Source organism: Streptomyces sp. NPDC058796, from assembly GCF_042745235.1.
Taxonomy (GTDB): domain Bacteria; phylum Actinomycetota; class Actinomycetes; order Streptomycetales; family Streptomycetaceae; genus Streptomyces.
Genome location: NZ_JBHYOP010000005.1, coordinates 263684 through 277921 on the forward strand (window position 1 = coordinate 263684; position 14238 = coordinate 277921).

9 protein-coding genes and 1 tRNA gene are annotated in these 14238 nt (G+C 72.8%); 6 read left to right on the forward strand and 4 right to left on the reverse strand.

Annotated features, from left to right (window positions below):
• The first annotated feature begins 3 nt into the window (after positions 1–3).
• From ACFW47_RS15415 to ACFW47_RS15435, 5 genes are read left to right on the forward strand one after another with little or no spacing between them, the layout of a single operon-like run.
• Positions 4–522 (forward strand): hypothetical protein, encoded by a 519-nt coding sequence (locus ACFW47_RS15415; RefSeq protein ID WP_386278619.1) that lies wholly within the window; start codon positions 4–6, stop codon positions 520–522.
• Positions 522–1925 (forward strand): hypothetical protein, encoded by a 1404-nt coding sequence (locus ACFW47_RS15420; RefSeq protein WP_386306026.1) that lies wholly within the window; start codon positions 522–524, stop codon positions 1923–1925. The genes ACFW47_RS15415 and ACFW47_RS15420 overlap by 1 nt, the downstream gene beginning before the upstream one ends.
• Complete coding sequence (locus ACFW47_RS15425) at positions 1922–3373, forward strand: VWA domain-containing protein (protein ID WP_386278385.1); 1452 nt, start codon at positions 1922–1924, stop codon at positions 3371–3373. Before ACFW47_RS15420 ends, ACFW47_RS15425 begins: the two co-directional genes overlap by 4 nt.
• A gap of 58 nt (positions 3374–3431) precedes the next feature.
• Positions 3432–4556: an AAA family ATPase gene (locus ACFW47_RS15430; RefSeq protein WP_019330725.1), complete on the forward strand. Its 1125-nt coding sequence runs from the start codon at positions 3432–3434 to the stop codon at positions 4554–4556.
• Entirely contained in the window at positions 4553–7531 is a 2979-nt protein-coding gene (locus ACFW47_RS15435; protein ID WP_386306027.1) for a hypothetical protein, read from the forward strand. Before ACFW47_RS15430 ends, ACFW47_RS15435 begins: the two co-directional genes overlap by 4 nt.
• Positions 7532–7704: 173 nt before the next feature.
• On the opposite strand, the gene fusA is transcribed toward ACFW47_RS15435, so the two are convergent.
• Together fusA and ACFW47_RS15445 are read right to left on the reverse strand one after the other, a co-directional pair.
• The gene (gene fusA / locus ACFW47_RS15440; RefSeq protein WP_386306028.1) at positions 7705–9750 is read right to left on the reverse strand and encodes an elongation factor G; all 2046 of its coding nucleotides are present in this window, start codon (positions 9748–9750) and stop codon (positions 7705–7707) included.
• A 390-nt stretch (positions 9751–10140) separates the two neighbouring features.
• Positions 10141–10225 (reverse strand) — tRNA-Leu (locus ACFW47_RS15445).
• Positions 10226–10366: 141 nt separating this feature from the next.
• Between ACFW47_RS15445 and ACFW47_RS15450 the strand changes: the two genes are divergently transcribed.
• Positions 10367–11698 carry a DUF2254 domain-containing protein gene (locus ACFW47_RS15450; protein ID WP_386278391.1) on the forward strand — a complete coding sequence of 444 codons (1332 nt, stop codon included), beginning with the start codon at positions 10367–10369 and terminating at the stop codon, positions 11696–11698.
• A gap of 40 nt (positions 11699–11738) precedes the next feature.
• On the opposite strand, the gene ACFW47_RS15455 is transcribed toward ACFW47_RS15450, so the two are convergent.
• Both ACFW47_RS15455 and sucD read right to left on the reverse strand, forming a co-directional pair.
• Positions 11739–13316 (reverse strand): aldehyde dehydrogenase family protein, encoded by a 1578-nt coding sequence (locus tag ACFW47_RS15455; RefSeq protein ID WP_386306029.1) that lies wholly within the window; start codon positions 13314–13316, stop codon positions 11739–11741.
• Positions 13313–14224, reverse strand: a complete 912-nt coding sequence (gene sucD / locus ACFW47_RS15460; protein WP_386278395.1) for a succinate--CoA ligase subunit alpha — start codon at positions 14222–14224, stop codon at positions 13313–13315. Before sucD ends, ACFW47_RS15455 begins: the two co-directional genes overlap by 4 nt.
• Positions 14225–14238: the final 14 nt, after the last annotated feature.

Consider the following 14238-nt stretch of genomic DNA (forward strand, 5'->3'; position numbering starts at 1 on the left):
TGCATGGGAGATGGTGCGTTGTCGGTCTGGGAGAAGTCGAGCACGGTTCGGGTGGTGCCGTCCGCGCGGCCGCGGAAGCTCGCCAAGGTGCCGTTCGCCGAGTTGGCGGACGGGCGGTTGCAGGGTGTGGTGTCCAGTGGGTCGGACATCGGGCGCGTGTACGTGTCGTCGATCGCGGCGGGGTCGTACGCGTACTCGTGCAGTACCAACAACAACCGTCCCTGCGGCGGGGCGCGGGGTTCGTTCTGCAACCATGTCCGGGCGCTCGTCGGTGAGGCGGTGCTGCAGTACGGGGCGGAGCGTGTGGGCCGGTATCTGAAGGTCGACGCCGAAGGGGCCGCCGACGCGCACGTCCTCACGTCCGCCATGACGGCCACGCGGCCCGGGGCGGACGACGGCTCGGCTGCCGCTCAGGTGTTCAGCCGGTTCCTGCGACACCTCGCCTATCTCGAACTTCCGGCGAGCACCGGGCCGTTGCCCGAAATGCAGTGGTTCCCGACGGCCGGGGCGGTGGCGGCCTGATGCGTGCCGACCTGCTTTTCGACGACGTGGACGGGCTCGACGAGGCGCTTGCCGCGGTGGACGGTTTCGACGCCGCGCTCGTGGGCGGGCTGCTGCGACCGCAGCCCGGGCAGGCCGGGGGGCTGACCGGACTCGCGGACGCCGTGGCCGGGACGCCGCTGGCGTCGCGGGTGGCCGAGGCCGCCGACAAGACGGCCGCCGGGGCCGGTGACGAGGGGCACTTCGTCGCGCTCGCCGCGGCTCGTACGGCGCTGTTCGGGTCCGTGCACGACGCGCTCGTCGCCCGGGTGGGGGAAGCCACCGGGCGGTCGGGGGCCGCGGCTGACGCGGGTGGCGGCTCGGTCACCGGAGAGGAGCACGCCGGCAACCTGTGTGCCGCCGCGCGCAGTTGGCTGTGTGATCTGGCGCGGGCCGGCTGGCAGGGCATCGATCACGACCTCGTCGGCGGTGCCGCGTCCGTGGTCTCCGCGATGCTGCCCGACCCGGCGCTGCGTCGGCTCGCGACGCTCCTCGACGGGTTCGCCGCCGAGCTGGCCGCGTCCTGTCCCGGTGCCTCCCTGGAGCGGGTGCCGGTGCGTCGCTGGGCGGATCTGTGGTCGCGGGCCCTGTTGCTGACGCTGCCCGGGGCGGGCTCCGCGCCCGCGGTGGGCGAGGCGAGCGGGCGTCTGCTGCCGCTCGGCGTCGACGTCCAGGAGCACGCCACCGCCGTTCAGGCGCAGGTGCACGCGGTGTTCGAGCCGTCGGACGGGGGTGCCTCGCGGCTGGTGCGGGCCTCGGTGTCCGCGCCCAAGCCCGACACGGTCGTCGGGGCCGGTCTGTGGCAGTTGCTGCGGCCGCACATGTCCCTGCTGGGGGCCGTGAGCGAAGGCCGCTCCATGGAGCTCGACGCGATGCCGGTCACCGCCGAGGGTGACCTCGTATGGGACGACGCCCACGCCCGGGCGGGTGAGCCCGCCGACGCGTTCGTCACCGCCCGGGTAGCTCTGCCGGCCGCCGCCGCGTCCGCCGTCTCGCCGCTCGACCGGCATCCGGCCCGGATCGCGGTGCCCGTCCTGCTGGAGGGGTACGGCGTGGAGGAAGCCGAAGGGGACGGCGGGCTCGTGTTCGAGGTCGCCGGGTGCCGTATCGGGGTCGACGCCGGCCGGGTGCCGGCCGCCGGGCCGCTGACGCCGGAGATGGTGGCCTCGTCCGGGGCCTGCCTGGGGCTGCTGCGCTGGGACGCCGGGGCGTTCCTGCTCCAGCCGCTCGCCGTCGAGCGGACCGTGCGGAAGAAGACCGTCGCCGTGCACGCCGGGGCCTGGGCCGGGGGTACGACCGACAAGGCGGGGGTCCGGGCGGAGAAGGCCGCCACCGACGCCGTCAAGGTGCTGCGCGAACGCGCGGGGAAGCTGCTGCGGAAATGACCCACCAGACTGGCGAACACGGAGCGGGCGCGGACGCCGCCGCCGGCGTCCCCGACCCGAACGACAACCGTCGGCAGGTGCTCTACTGGCGCCTGCTCGCCCGGCTCTTCGACCACGAGGAGCAGCCCGCCCTGGAGTCGGCGAGTCTCGCCGTCGTCGAGGACATCGGTCTGCCGTCCGCCCTGCTCGACCCGGGGGCGTCCGTAGGCTCCGTCGTGCAGCGGCATCCGGAGCTCGCGGCCGAGTTCGACGGGTTGATGACGCCCGAGCCGGAGGAGGAGGGCGGGCGTGACCGGGCCGCCGAGGTGCGGCGCGCGGCGCTGGCGTCGAAGGTGCTGCTGAACGTCTTCGCCTCCAGCCCGGGCACGGTCACCGCCGAGCAGCTGGCCCGCTGGCAGTCCGACGCCGAGTGGCTGGAGCGGGCCCTCGGCTGCCGGCCCGGCGAGCTGCGGGGCGGACGGGGCGGCGCGGGACGGGCGGGTGCCGCGGGCGGTACCGGTGTCAGTCCGACGGGCACCGGCGTCGGCGCGCCCGCGCCCGACCTCAGCCGCCTGATCCCCGCGATCGGTCCGGAGCTCGGCTCCATCGAGGCCGGTCTCGTCAAGCGCATGCACCTGCGTGAGGTGCTGGCCGATCCCGCGCTGGCCGCGCGGCTGACGCCGAGCATGTCGTTGATCGAGCAGTTGCTGCGGGACAAGGACAACCTGTCCGGGGTGGCCCTCAGCAACGCCAAGGCGCTGATCCGGCGTTACGTCGACGAGGTCACCGAGGTGCTGCGCACCCAGGTGGAGAAGTCCACGGTCGGCGAGCTGGACCGGTCCGTGCCGCCCAAGCGGGTCTTCCGCAACCTCGACATCGACCGCACCATCTGGAAGAACCTCACCAACTGGAGCCCGGAGGAGGAGCGGCTCTACGTCGACCGGCTCTACTACCGGCACACCAGCCGCAAGACGACGCCCCAGCGGCTGATCGTCGTCGTGGACCAGTCGGGGTCGATGGTCGACTCGATGGTCAACTGCACCATCCTGGCGTCGATCTTCGCCGGGCTGCCGAAGGTGGACGTCCATCTGATCGCGTACGACACGCAGGCGCTGGACCTCACTCCCTGGGCGCACGACCCGTTCGAGACGCTGCTGCGCACGAAGCTCGGCGGCGGCACCGACGGAACGGTCGCCATGGCGCTCGCCCAGCCGAAGATCGCCGAGCCGCGCAACACCGTGGTGGTGTGGATCTCGGACTTCTACGAGTGGCGGCAGCAGGAGCTGTTCGACAGCATGGCCGCGGTCCACCGCTCGGGCGCGAAGTTCATCCCGGTCGGGTCGGTGACCAGCTCCGGACGCGGCAGCGTCAACCCGTGGTTCCGGGAGCGGTTCAAGGACCTCGGCGCGCCGGTGATCTCCGGCCACATCAAGAAGCTCGTGCACGAGCTCAAGACGTTTCTCACCTGATCACCGAGTACATCTCCTTCGTCTCGTAGTGATCCCCGTACGGAAAGGCTCTTCCCTCATGTCCGACCTGCTGCGCGCGCCCGCCGAGATCAAGTACGCCGAGGAGCTCGACTGGCTGGAGTCGATCGACGACAACCCCAAGCCGTTCTCGTGGCGTCTGTCGCCGAAGATGGTCCGGCTGTTCATCCTCGGGTCCGAGCGGTCCGACGGCCTGGACCGGGAGGTCTCGCAGAAGTGGTTCGGTGACCGCAGTTTCGTGGAGCGGTCGATCGTCACCCTCGCCTCCGACCGCGGGCTGCTGCTCATCGGCGACCCCGGCACCGGCAAGAGCTGGCTGGCCGAGCTGCTGTCGGCAGCGATCTGCCGCAACTCCACGCTGGTGGTGCAGGGCACGGCCGGCACCACCGAGGACCACATCAAGTACTCGTGGAACGTCTCCATGGTCATCGCCAAGGGGCAGTCGCGCGAGTCGATGATCCCCTCGCCGATCATGACCGCGATGGAGGCCGGTTCCATCGGACGGTTCGAGGAGCTGACCCGGTCGACCAGCGACGTCCAGGACGCCCTGATCTCGATCCTCTCCGAGAAGTACATCTCCGTTCCCGAACTGGAGAGCGGCGGCGGTGACGACAACATCGTCTTCGCCAAGCCCGGCTTCTCGATCATCGCCACGGCCAACAGCCGCGACCGGGGTGTCAACGACCTCTCCTCCGCGCTCAAGCGCCGTTTCAACTTCGTACGCATCCCGGTCGTGACGAACAAGAAGAGCGAGGCGGAGATCGTCCGCTTCCGCACGGAGGAGCTGCTGCGCCGGCACTCCATCGACCTGGACGTGCCGCCGACCCTGCTGGACGTGCTCCTGCAGAGCTTCGCCGACCTGCGCGCCTCCGCCGCCGCGGCCGGCAGCGACGACGAGAAGCTGGAGTCCGCGCTGTCGACGGCCGAGCAGATCGGCGTGCTGGAGGACGCCGTCCTGCACAGCAACTTCTTCGGCGAGCGCGCGCTGACCGCCCGTACGCTCGCCTCGTCGCTCGTCGGTTCCCTCACCCGCCGCGAGCCCGAGGACCTGGCCATCCTCAACAAGTACCTGCACGGCGTCGTCGAGCCGCGCAGCAAGGAGGAGGGCGGCTCCTGGCCCGAGTTCCTGGAGGGCGGCCGCGACGCGATCGCCACGCTGTCGTGAGCGGGCCCCGGAAGAGGGCGCCCCAGGAAGGCGGCCCGCAGGAGAGCACGTCGTTCGCCGCGCTGCGGGGGCAGTTGCAGGAGGCCGCCGCCGCCTTCGCGGGCGGTCCGGACGCGTTGGAGGGCATCCTCCTCGGACTGGTCGACGACGTCGACCGGGCGGTGCGCGAGCCGCTGGAGATATTCCCCGTCTGCCACCACTCCCCCGCCTCGGCGACCGCCATGGCCCGCCGGCTGCGTCAGAAGCAGCCCAAGGTCGTGTATCTGGAGCTGTGCGAGGACATGGCGCCGCTGCTGACCGAGCTGCGCAACTGCCGGCTGCCGGTGGCGGTGCAGGCGTTCGCCGGTGACGTCGACGGCTTCCCCCAGGAGTGGGCACCGTTGTCGGTCGTCGCGCCGATCACCGAGGCGTCCGCCGAGTACCAGGCGATCGCGTACGCCCTCGACACCCCGGGCGTGGAGCTGGTCCTCGTCGACCGGTCGGCGGACCACGTCTTCCAGTGGGACAGCAGGGGCGGGAAGGCGGCCGAGAACGGCGAGACCTCCCGGGCTCCCGAGGAACCCGAGGCCGCCCTGCACGGCGAGGCCGTCGGCGTCGAGATCGGCGACCTGCGGCCGCGCTTCGCCGAGCTGGAGGAGCACCTGCTGCGCCACGGCAAGGTGCGGCACTGGTCGGAGTGGTGGCACCAGTACGTCGAGGTACCGCTCGGCGACAGCGCGGCCGACCACGACACCTACCGCCAGGTCATGTTCCTCATCGGCAGCCTCTTCCGGCGGCTCGCCCCCGGTGACGGGGCCCGGGTCCGCGTGGACGAGGACCGCGAACGGTACATGTGGACGCGGATGCGTGAGCACATGAGCGCGACCGGGACCGATCCGGCGGACGCGCTGTACGTGTGCGGGGCCTTCCACGCGGCCAGCCGGGTGGCCGAGTTCGGAGTGGACGGCAGCGACACGTTCACCATTTCACCGCGTACCGGTACCACCTGGCAGTACGGGCTGATCCCGTCGAGTCACGCGGCGATCGAGGCGCAGTTCGGCCTCGCCGCGGGTTCGGTGTCGATCGCGGCGACGGAGTGGGCGAAGAGCCTCAAGCGCACCCGCGTGCAGGCGTACCGGCTGGCGGGGCAGGCGGGGGCGAAGAAGCGCACCGCGAGGAAGGCGGTGGCGGCCCGGCCCACGCAGCCCTCGCCCGCCCCGGTGTCGGACTCCGCCGCCGAGGACCGGCTGTCCGGGTTCCTGCAGCGGCCGCCCGTGATCGACTCGCTGGACGAGGCGGAGCTGCTCGGCTGGTCCGTGGACATCGTGCGGGCCGCCCGGCGGGCCGGCTACCTCGCCTCCACCGCCGACGCCATCGCCGTCTTCGAGACGTCGATCCTGCTCGCCGGCATGCGGGACCGGGCCAAGCCGACGCCGTACGACTTCCAGGACGCGGCGGTCACCTGCATCGAGAAGGACATCGTCCCCGGGCGCCGGGACGTGCGGCGGCTCGTCGAGATCATGATGGGTGGCGACCGGGTCGGCCAGGTCGGCTACGAGGCGCTGCCGCCGCTCGCCCGTGACGTGCACGACCGGCTGGCGCCGCTCGGGCTGAAGCTCCAGCAGCGCGGGGTGCAGCGGGCACTGCTCGACATGGCGTCCCGGCCGGAGCTCGAGGCGTGTTCCGACGTGCTGTGGATGCTGCGGCGCCTGATGCCGCACGGCACGGCGCGGCCCATCATGGGCGAGCGCAAGCTCGGCGAGCGGTCGATCCAGGAGTCCTGGGACCTGGCGCTCGGCACCCATCAGCGGGCGCTCATCGAACTCGGCTACGAGGGCGTCAGCATCGAGCAGGTCCTGGAGCAGCGGCTGCGGCGTGACGCCTACGGGCCGCGGGCGACGACGGCGACCGTGCTGGCCGCCGTCGAGGACGCGACCCTGTATCTCGGCAGCCGCCGCCTCGCCGACGAGCTCGGCACCCACGCGCTGAAGGTGCTCGCCACCGAACGCAGCGTCGACGGCGCGCCGGAGGTGCTGCGCCGGGTGCGCACGCTGCTGGCCTACTACCGGACCAGCGAACCGGTGCTGCCGACGTGGATCGAGTCGTTCGTCAAGACCGGGTACGCGCACTACTGCACACTGCTGCCGACGGCTTTCCGGGACGAGGAGGCGGCGGTCGGGCAGGTCGCGGCGATGCTGGGCTTCCTGTTCAGCATGGAGGGCCTCGCCCTGTCGCTGGGGTGCGACCGCGCCCAGCTGGAGCTGGCGGTCGCCCAGTCGCATCCGGAGGACCCGTCCAAGACGGCCCTGTTGTGGGCGGCGCAGGTGCAACTGGGCACGCTGTCGCGGGCCGAGCTGCGGGCCCGGTGCGACGAGTTGCTGGACAATCCGCTGGTGGTGCCCTCGTATCCGCGCTACCTCAGCGGCTTCGTCCACGCGCTGGAGCCCGTTCCGGGGCTGGCGGACGTGGTCGTGGAGGCGGTGTCGAACGCGTTCGGGCGGCTGCCGGACCGGGTGCTGCTGCCGTGGCTGCCGCTGCTGATCACCACCCTGCGGTCCGGTGCCGCGGAACTCGCCCCGCTGCTGATCCGCGAGGCCGGGCGGATCTTCCCCGGCCGGCTGGAGGCGCTGGACGCTTGGGTGCCCCCGTGGCGGACGCCCCCGGTCACGCCGGCGGCACGCCGGACGGGCGCCGGGGAGGAGGGCCCCCGGGGCGCGGCACTGCTCCCGGCCCATCCGGCGGCCTGCGACGCGGTGGCCGGCCTGCTGGGCTGCACGGAGGGGTGGGCGAGCCCCGGGGACCGGGCCGGGGCGGCTCGGCCGGGGGTCGGCCTGCTGGTCGTACATCCGGCGGCCTGCGACGCGGTGGCGGAGCTGCTCGGCTGCGACGAGGAGTGGGCGGCTCCGGCAGGCGGCACCCACACGCCGGGTGCCGTGCTGACGAGCCGTCACCCCGCGACGTCGGCGGCGCTCGAGTCGCTCCTGACGGGAGTGTGACGGGCGAGCGGCAGCGAACGGCGCTTCGCCCCGTCGAGTTCTTGCTCGGCGGGGCGAAGCGCTGCCGGGTGTGACCTGCGGTTGCGGGCCGGGGTCTCGCGAGCCGCGCGACCGACGTCACTCAAGAGCCCCCGATTTCACCGGTGGCATCGCGGGAGTGGGCGACCCGTGCGCTACCGCGCCGGCACGGCTGCCGGTGCCGGTGCGTAGCCGGTCGGACGGGCCGTGAAGGTGCCGCGGCCCTGGGTGCGGCTGCGCAGCCGGGTCGCGTAGCCGAACAGTTCGGCCAGCGGCACAGTGGCCGTGACGACCGCCGCGCCGCCCCGCGTGTCGGAGCCGGTGACCCGGCCGCGGCGGGCGGCGAGGTCGCCCAGTACGCCGCCGACCGCGTCCTCGGGCACAGTGACCGTGACCTCGACGACCGGTTCCAGCAGGACCATCGCCGAGGCGCGCAGGGCGTCGCGGAGACCGAACCGGCCGGCGGTGCGGAAGGCGGTGTCCGAGGAGTCCTTCACGTGGGTCTGGCCGTCGGTGAGCGTGACCCTGAGGCCGGTCACCGGGTGACCGCCGAGGGGCCCCTCGGCCAGGGCTTCCCGGCAGCCCGCCTCGACGGCCCGCACGAACTCCTGCGGCACGCGCCCGCCGACCACCGTGGAACGGAACTCGAACCCGCCCTCGTCCCTGGGCTCGACGTCGAGGACGACGTGCGCGAACTGCCCGGCACCGCCGTCCTGCTTGACGTGCCGGTGGACGAACCCGGTCACGCCCTCGCCGACCGTCTCGCGGTACGCCACGCCCGGCCGTCCGACGGTGACCTCGAGACCGTGCTCGCGGCGCACCCGCTCCACCGCGACCTCCAGGTGAAGTTCGCCCATGCCCGACAGGACGGTCTGCCCGGTCTCCGGGTCGGACCGCACGGCCAGCGAGGGGTCCTCCTCGGTCAGCCGCGCCAGCGCCGAGGCCAGCCGGTCGGTGTCGGTGGCGCGGCGGGCCTCGACCGCGACGTGCACGACCGGTTCGGCGACGCCCGGCGGTTCCAGGACGAGCGGGGAACCCGGCGCGCACAGGGTCGAACCGGCGCGGGCGGCCTTCAGCCCGATCACCGCGACGATGTCCCCGGCCACCGCGCGCTCCAGCGGGTCGTGGCGGTCGGCCCGTACCCGCAGGAGGCGGCCGACGCGTTCGGCGCGGCCGGTGCCCGCGTCCCGCACGGTGTCTCCCTTCTCGATCGTGCCCGAGTACACCCTCACGTACGTCAGCCGTCCCGTCGGGGTGGCGTTCACCTTGAACGCGAGTGCCGCCATCGGTGCCGCCGGGTCGGCGGTCCGTTCCTGCTCCGTGCCGTCGTGGGTGCCGCGCACGGGGGGCACGTCCAGCGGGGACGGCAGGTAGGCGACCACGGCGTCCAGCAGCGGCTCGACACCGCGGTTGCGGTAGGCCGAGCCGCACAGCACCACCACGCCGTCGCCTTCGCGGGTCAGGTCGCGCAGTGCGCCGGCGAGGGTGTCCGCCGTGAGCGTCTCCCGGTCGCAGAACTCCTCCAGCGCGGCCGGGTGCCGTTCCGCCACCGCTTCCTCCAGCAGGCGCCGCCTGCGGGCCGCCTCTTCGCGCAGGGCGTCGGGCACCGGCCCCTCCTCGGCCGTCTCCGCACCGTCCGTCCACACCAGGGCCCGCATGCGCAGCAGGTCGACCACGCCGGTGAACTCGTCCTCGGCGCCGATGGGCAGCTGCACGACCAGGGGGACCGGGTGCAGCCGCTCGCGGATCGAGGCGACGGCGGTGTCCAGGTCGGCGCCCGCGCGGTCCATCTTGTTGACGAACGCGATCCTCGGCACCCCGTGCCGGTCGGCCTGCCGCCACACGGACTCGCTCTGCGGTTCCACGCCCGCGACGGCGTCGAACACGGCGACCGCCCCGTCCAGCACGCGCAGGGAGCGCTCGACCTCGTCGGCGAAGTCGACGTGGCCCGGGGTGTCGATCAGGTTGATCCGGTGGCCGTCCCAGGAGCAGCTGACGGCCGCGGCGAAGATGGTGATGCCGCGGTCGCGCTCCTGCGGGTCGAAGTCGGTGACGGTGGTGCCGTCGTGGACCTCGCCGCGCTTGTAGGTGGTGCCGGTGGTGTAGAGGATCCGCTCGGTGACGGTGGTCTTGCCGGCGTCGACGTGGGCGAGGATGCCCAGGTTGCGTACGGTGGCGAGGGGGTTGGTGTTGGTGCGCACGGCCCGTGGCCTTTCGCTGTGTGTGAGCAGGGCGGCGCGATTCCCGGGAGGAGGACGGAGCGAGGACGGGGCTCACCGCACGGTGACGGGAGCGGTCGCTCGTCAGATGCTCGTCGCGGGCTTCCGGTGCCGACCGCGCTGCGGACACCGGACGGCCCGAGACACGAGGATCACCTCGTACCGGGACGGGGGAACGACGGCAGCGGTGCGGATGCGCACGGCCCGGCTCCCCTCACTCGTTCTCGATGTCGTGGTGAGTGTAGGGAAGCGGGGCGGCGCGCCGCAGCGCATTTTCGCGGCAACGGTCGCGCCGTCCGCGCCCCACGGCGCACACAACGCGAGATGCCGGCCGGGATCTCTCCCGGCCGGCATCTCGCTCGACCTGATCTGTGTCCGAGGGGGGACTTGAACCCCCACGCCCGATAAAGGGCACTAGCACCTCAAGCTAGCGCGTCTGCCATTCCGCCACCCGGACTAGGTGTCTGTCGCCCGCGCGGGCTTTCCCTCGCGGCGACATGGACAACCATACCAAGGTTTCGCAGTGCCTTTCACCTGCGTTTCCTTCCCCTGAGCGCCGATCCGGGGCCGGCGGCTCCGCTGCGCCTAAGGTCGCACCATGAGTGACTGGTCGGTTACCCAGAGCCCGCTTCCGCGTCGTCGGCCGCGCGCGTTGTCGCCGCTCAGGGAGCATCTGCGGGACACGTTCTGGTTCGCGCCCACCGCCGCCATGGTGGGCGTCTTCGCGGTGTGGCTGGCGGCCCAGGAGCTCGACGCCGCTCTCGTCCGGTCGCTGCAGGACGCCGGTGACTACGAGACGGTCGCCGAACTGCTGCGGTTCGCGGACGACGCGAAGACGGTGGTGTCGGCGGTCGGCTCGGCGATGATGACGTTCATCGGTGTGGTGTTCAGCATCTCGCTGGTGGCGGTGCAGATGGCGAGCGGGCAGTTCACGCCGCGGGTGGTGCGGCTCTTCGTGCGCAGCCGGATCACGAAGGCCACGTTCGCGGTCTTCCTCGCCACCTTCGTGCTGACGCTGCTCGTCCTGACGAGCTACGACAGCACCCCCGACCCCCGGGTCACCAGCTCTGTCCCGCTGGTCCAGTCGGTGCTCACGCTCGTCATGGTCGCGCTGAGCCTGCTGCTCTTCGTGATGTACGTGAACGCGACGCTGCGGCTGATGCGGGTCAGTCATGTGATCGCCCGGATCGCGGCGGAGTCCTTCCGGGTGGCGGCGCTGATGCCCGCGCCGGCGGAGGGCGGGCGGGCACCCGTCCTCGGCCCGGTGACCGCCTGGGTCGATCACGGCGGGCATGCCGGTGTGCTGCGGGACGTGCACATCGCGCGTCTGGTGCGGGTGGCGCGCAAACAGGGGGTGGTCCTGCGGCTCGTCCCTCGCATCGGTGACTTCCTGGTGCCGGGCACCCCCGTCCTGGCGGTGCACGGCGGGCAGGCGCCCCCGCGCCGGGTGCTGCGGTACGCCCTGAGCGTGGGGGTGGAGCGAACCTTCCACCAGGACCTGGCGTTCGGGCTGCGCCAGCTGTCCGACATCGCGTTGCGGGCCCTGTCCAGCGCGGTCAACGATCCGACCACCGCTGTCCAGGCCCTGGACCGGATCGTCCAGATCCTGGCCACCCTGTCCCGCCGGCCGCTGGACGCCGTCGTGCACCGGGACCGGCGCGGTGCCGTCCGGCTCGTGCAGCCCGTGCCGGGCTGGGCGGAACTGGTGGACCTCGGGTTCACCGAGATCCGGTCCTGCGGGGTGGGAAACGCACAGGTCACGCGGCGGATACTGGCCGGGCTCGACGACCTGCTGCGGCTCGCCCCGCCGGAGCGGCGCGAGCCGCTGCGGCGCCACCGTGAGCTGCTGCGGCAGGCCGTCGAGCGGATCGCGCCGACCCCGGCGGACCGGGCCTTCGCCCTGCTGCCGGACCGTCAGGGCATCGGCTGACCCGCGAACGCCCCGCACGGATGCCCGCGGACGGCGACGGTCACGGCATGAGGTGATGGTCCGGGAAGTTCCCCGGCAGCCGCTCCCCCGCCGGACCCCGCGTGACGGCGCGCACCAGCAGCTCGCCGCCGACGAAGGCGCCACGCCAGGACCCGCCGTGTCCGCCGAACAGCTCCTCGCGGTCGCCCCGGGAGCGCGGGACGCCGTGGCCGGTCTTGAACGCGCGGATCTGCGGCGCCAGCCTGTCGTACGTCGCCCGGTCGTCCGTGGAGAGCGTGGCGACCAGCGCGCCGTTGGAGGCGTTCATCGCGGCGAGCAGCTCGGCCTCGGTGTCGACCAGGACGACGGTGTCGACCGGGCCGAACGGTTCGGCGTGGTGCAGCGGCGAGGACCGTGGCGGGTTCAGCAGCGTGACCGGCTGCAGGTAGGCGGAGGTGTCCTGGCCGGGCAGGAACCGTGCGTCGGCCGCGCTGCCGCGGTGCAGTGGTACGGCGCCGCGCTCGACGGCCTCGGCGACCTGGTCGCCCAGCTCCTTGGCCTTGACCGCGTTGATCAACGGTCCGAAGTCCAGCTCCGGGTACGGGTCGTCCGGTGCCGCGACGGCGAGCGGGTGGCCGACGCGCAGTGTGCGGACCGCCGGGAGGTACGCCGCGAGGAACGCGTCGAACAGGTGCCGCTGGACGACGAAGCGCGGGTAGGCGGTGCAGCGCTGCTTGCCGTAGTCGAAGAGCTTGGGGATGACCGCGGTGAGCGTGGGCCAGTCCGTGAAGTTCCAGATGCCCCAGGTGTTCAGTCCTTCCTGTTCGAGGATGTGCCGCTTGCCGAGGTCGGCGAGGGCCGTGGCGACGGCGGCGCCGGTGCCGCGCCCGCCTACGAAGGAGACGCAGCCGATCTCGGGCGCCCGGACCAGCGCCTGGGACAGCTCGCCCCCGCTGCCGCTGACGAGGGTGACGGGTATCCCTTCGCGGGCGGCGAGTGCGCAGGCCAGGGTCAGACAGGCGACACCGCCGTCGGTCGGGGTCTTGGCGATGACCGCGTTGCCCGCGAGGGCCTGTACCAGCAATGCGTGAACGAGCACGCTCATCGGGTAGTTCCAGCTGGCGATGTTGGACACCGGCCCGTCCAGCGGCGCGCGCCCCTCGGTCATCCGGTCGATGCCGTCGACGTACCAGCGCACGCCGTCCACCGCGCGGTCGACGTCGGCCTGCGCGAGCCGCCAGGGCTTGCCGATCTCCCGGACGAGGAGCAGCGCGAGGAGTTCCCGGTGCTGGGCGAGGGCGTCGAGGGTGGCGGCGACGCGGGCACGGCGTTCGGGCAGGGGCACGTGGCGCCAGGCGCGGTGCTGGTCGAGCGAGGCGCGTACGGCCCGGTGGGCGGTGGTCCCGTCCAGCCGGGGCGGGCCTGCGACCGGGGTGCCGTCGACGGGGCTGGTGGCGGGCAGGACCCGGCCGTCGGCCCGCCACCGGGCGTCCCAGAGGTTGAGGACCCGGTCGTCCCGGAACGCCTCGGGGGCGACGGCGAGGCAACGGCGCCAGAGGTCGGTCCAGGAGGTGCCGGACTTGAGGGTCAGGGCGGCGGGCTCGGCGCCGGTCGTGGTGCGGGGGTGTCGTGCCGTCATGCGGGTGCTCCGTCCCGTGCCCCGCCGCCGAGGCCGGCGAGGACGGCCAGTACGTGACGTGCCGTCTCCGTCGGGGTGGAGCCGACCAGCACGCCGGCGGCCTCCAGGGCTTCCTTCTTGGCACGGGCCGTGCCCGAGGACCCGGACACGATCGCGCCGGCGTGTCCCATGGTGCGGCCCTCGGGGGCGGTGAATCCGGCGATGTAGCCGACGACCGGCTTGGTGACGTGGTCGCGGATGTGGGCCGCGGCGCGTTCCTCGGCGTCGCCGCCGATCTCGCCGATGAGGACGATCAGATCGGTGTCGGGGTCGCCCTGGAAGGCGGCGAGGCAGTCGATGTGAGTGGTGCCGACCACCGGGTCGCCGCCGATGCCGACGCAGGTGGAGAAGCCGGTGTCGCGCAGCTCGTGCATGAGCTGGTACGTGAGCGTGCCCGACTTGGAGACCAGACCGACGCGGCCGGGTCTGGCGATGTCCGGCGGGATGATGCCCGCGTCGGACTGGCCGGGGCTGATCAGGCCGGGGCAGTTGGGGCCGATGACCCGGGTGCCCCTGGCCCCGGCGTACGCGGTGAAGGCGACGGAGTCGTGGACCGGGATGCCCTCGGTGATGACGACGGTGAGGCCGATCCCCGCGTCGGCGGCCTCGACGACCGCGGCCTTGGCGAAGGCGGGCGGTACGAAGACGACGGTCACGTCCGCGCCGGTGCGCTCCACTCCTTCGCTCACCGAACCGAAGACGGGTACGGACCGTCCGTCGAAGGCCACGGTGCGGCCGGCCTTGCGCGGGTTGACGCCGCCGGCCACGTCGGTGCCGGCGGCCAGCATCCGACGGGTGTGCTTCATGCCCTCGGCTCCGGTCATGCCCTGGACGAGGATCCTGCTCTCCTTGGTGAGGTATATCGCCATGTCGGTCTGTCTCC